The organism is Chryseobacterium hagamense, from assembly GCF_007991455.1.
In the GTDB taxonomy this organism is placed as follows: domain Bacteria; phylum Bacteroidota; class Bacteroidia; order Flavobacteriales; family Weeksellaceae; genus Chryseobacterium; species Chryseobacterium hagamense.
This window is the reverse complement of the sequence record NZ_BJYJ01000067.1, coordinates 1-3,524: the sequence shown is the minus strand read 5'-3', so window position 1 is coordinate 3,524 and position 3,524 is coordinate 1. Positions and strand designations below refer to the sequence as shown.

Here is a 3,524-nt window from a genome sequence, read left to right as displayed (position 1 = left end):
GTCTCGTAGCTCAGCTGGTTAGAGCGCTACACTGATAATGTAGAGGTCGGCAGTTCGAGCCTGCCCGAGACTACTAATTTTGAGTAAGAGATTTTTAGAGTATGAGAGAAGATGAGTTTAATGCTCAAACTCTCCAACACTATTACTTATACACTCAACTAGAGGGGGAATTAGCTCAGCTGGCTAGAGCGCCTGCCTTGCACGCAGGAGGTCAAGGGTTCGACTCCCTTATTCTCCACAGTTTTGGAAGTTTGATTTAAAAGTTACGGATGGAGCCAAAAACAACATCTGTTCATCAGACGGAAGAGAAGACATTAAGATCATTGACATTAACGGTAAAGACATCACAAAGAGAAAACCGAGCACTTATAAGTGCTTGAGTAACCTAAAAATAGGAAAGAAATCGTTAAGGGCGTATGGCGGATGCCTAGGCTTTCAGAGGCGAAGAAGGACGTGGTAAGCTGCGAAAAGCTCGGGGGATTGGCACACACGAATAGATCCCGAGATGTCCGAATGGGGCAACCCGGCATGTTGAAGACATGTCATCTTGATGTTTACATTGAGAAGCAAACCCGGAGAACTGAAACATCTAAGTACCCGGAGGAAAAGAAATCGAAGAGATTCCGTAAGTAGTGGCGAGCGAAAGCGGATTAGCCCAAAAGTCTTTATATGTTTAAAAGAACGTACTGGAAAGTGCGGCCGTAGAGGGTGATAGCCCCGTATTTGAAAGGCATATTAAGATGATAAATGAGTAGGGCGGGACACGTGAAATCCTGTCTGAATATGGGGGGACCATCCTCCAAGGCTAAATACTCCTGAAAGACCGATAGTGAACAAGTACTGTGAAGGAAAGGTGAAAAGCACTTCGAATAGAAGGGTGAAATAGAACCTGAAACCGTACGCCTACAAGCGGTCGGAGCTGGCAGGTCCAGTGACGGCGTGCCTTTTGCATAATGAGCCTACGAGTTAATTTTACTAGCGAGGTTAAGGACTTCAGGTCCGGAGCCGGAGCGAAAGCGAGTCTGAACAGGGCGCATAGTTAGTAGGATTAGACGCGAAACCTTGTGATCTACCCATGGGCAGGTTGAAGCTTTGGTAACACAAAGTGGAGGACCGAACCGGTTGACGTTGAAAAGTCTTCGGATGACCTGTGGGTAGGGGTGAAAGGCCAATCAAACTGGGAGATAGCTCGTACTCTCCGAAATGCATTTAGGTGCAGCGTCGATTTATAGTTTATTAGAGGTAGAGCGACTGATTGGATGCGGGGGAGTCAAATCCTACCAATTCCTGACAAACTCCGAATGCTAATAAATGATGGTCGGCAGTGAGGGCATGGGTGCTAAGGTCCATGTCCGAGAGGGAAAGAACCCAGACCAACAGCTAAGGTCCCCAAATTTCTGTTAAGTTGAAGCAACGCGGTTGGACTGCATTGACAGCTAGGATGTTGGCTTGGAAGCAGCCATTCATTTAAAGAGTGCGTAACAGCTCACTAGTCGAGCGGTCCGGCATGGATAATAATCGGGCATAAACAGAATACCGAAGCTATGGATTTATAATTAATTATATCTGGTAGGAGAGCATTCTATCGGCGTAGAAGCTGAGTCGTGAGGCTTGGTGGAGCTTATAGAAAAGAAAATGTAGGCATAAGTAACGATAAAGGGGGCGAGAAACCCCCTCACCGAAAGACTAAGGTTTCCTCAGCCATGCTAATCAGCTGAGGGTTAGTCGGGACCTAACGCGAACCCGAAAGGGGTAGTGGATGGACAATGGGTTAATATTCCCATACTTGCTCACACTAAAAAGGGGACGGTTCGATGTAGCTACTAAAGACGGACGGAAGTGTCAAGGCCTAGCCTTCGGGCGAAGCTGCTGTAGTGTAATCGGATCCAAGAAAAGCCGAAGTGAAGCAACCCGTACCAAAACCGACACAGGTGGTCGAGGAGAGAATCCTAAGGTGCTCGAGTGAGTCGTGGCTAAGGAACTAGGCAAAATAGTCTCGTAACTTCGGAAGAAGAGACGCCAGCAGCAATGCTGGCCGCAGTGAAGAGGCCCAGGCGACTGTTTATCAAAAACACAGGACTCTGCTAAATCGAAAGATGCTGTATAGGGTCTGACACCTGCCCGGTGCTGGAAGGTTAAGGAAGGGCGTTAGCGTAAGCGAAGCGTTTGACTGAAGCCCCAGTAAACGGCGGCCGTAACTATAACGGTCCTAAGGTAGCGAAATTCCTTGTCGGGTAAGTTCCGACCTGCACGAATGGTGTAACGATCTGGGCACTGTCTCAGCCACGAGCTCGGTGAAATTGTAGTATCGGTGAAGATGCCGATTACCCGCAATGGGACGAAAAGACCCTGTGAACCTTTACTATAACTTCGTATTGACTTTGAGTAAGTAATGTGTAGGATAGGTGGGAGGCTTTGAAGCAGGCACGCCAGTGTTTGTGGAGCCAACGTTGAAATACCACCCTTTACTTACTTGGAGCCTAACTTCTTTTGAGAAGGACATTGCGTGGTGGGTAGTTTGACTGGGGTGGTCGCCTCCAAAAGAGTAACGGAGGCTTTCAAAGGTACCCTCAGCACGCTTGGTAACCGTGCGTAGAGTGTAATGGCATAAGGGTGCTTGACTGTGAGACCTACAAGTCGATCAGGTGCGAAAGCAGGACATAGTGATCCGGTGGTTCCGTATGGAAGGGCCATCGCTCATAGGATAAAAGGTACTCCGGGGATAACAGGCTAGTCTCCCCCAAGAGCTCACATCGACGGGGAGGTTCGGCACCTCGATGTCGGCTCGTCACATCCTGGGGCTGGAGAAGGTCCCAAGGGTTGGGCTGTTCGCCCATTAAAGTGGCACGCGAGCTGGGTTCAGAACGTCGTGAGACAGTTCGGTCTCTATCTATTGCGGGCGTTAGATGTTTGAGAGGGCTTGATTCTAGTACGAGAGGACCGAATTGAACAAACCTCTGGTGTATCAGTTGTACCGCCAGGTGCACCGCTGAGTAGCTACGTTTGGAAGAGATAAACACTGAAAGCATATAAGTGTGAAACTCGCCTCAAGATGAGACATCTTTTAAGGGTCGTGGGAGATGACCACGTTGATAGGCTACAGGTGTAAAGTTGGTAACAGCATAGCCGAGTAGTACTAATTACCCGTAGATTTATAGCCTATTGGTTCTCAGTAAAAGCCTTATAAGTGCACCCAAGGTTTTGCCTTTGTGATGATATTTACCGATAAATTATGTAACATGTACAAAAGTACAATGTATCAAAGTAAAATACTTTGTACATTATACAACAATACATCCTACATTATATACAACCTTTAGGGTGGTTTTAGCGGTGGGGCTCACCTGTTCCCATTCCGAACACAGAAGTTAAGCCCACCAGCGCCGATGGTACTGCGAATAGCGGGAGAGTAGGTCGCCGCCAGTTTTTATTAAAAACCTCACACAGTCATGTGTGAGGTTTTTTTTTATGCCCCTGCCTTAACCAAAATCCTGAACCGTATCTGGCTGATGGCTGATGGCTGG

Annotated in this window: 2 tRNA genes and 2 rRNA genes; all 4 read left to right on the top strand. The window is 47.7% G+C overall.

What is annotated here, in order from left to right:
• The 4 genes from CHA01nite_RS20190 (at nucleotide 1) to rrf (ending at nucleotide 3,426) form a co-directional block, all read left to right on the top strand.
• Nucleotides 1–73, top strand: a tRNA-Ile gene (locus CHA01nite_RS20190).
• A 91-nt stretch (nucleotides 74–164) separates the two neighbouring features.
• A tRNA-Ala gene (locus tag CHA01nite_RS20185) sits at nucleotides 165–238 on the top strand.
• A gap of 158 nt (nucleotides 239–396) precedes the next feature.
• Nucleotides 397–3,160: ribosomal RNA gene (locus CHA01nite_RS20180) — 23S ribosomal RNA — on the top strand.
• A 157-nt stretch (nucleotides 3,161–3,317) separates the two neighbouring features.
• A 5S ribosomal RNA gene (gene rrf, locus CHA01nite_RS20175) occupies nucleotides 3,318–3,426 on the top strand.
• Nucleotides 3,427–3,524 lie beyond the last annotated feature (98 nt).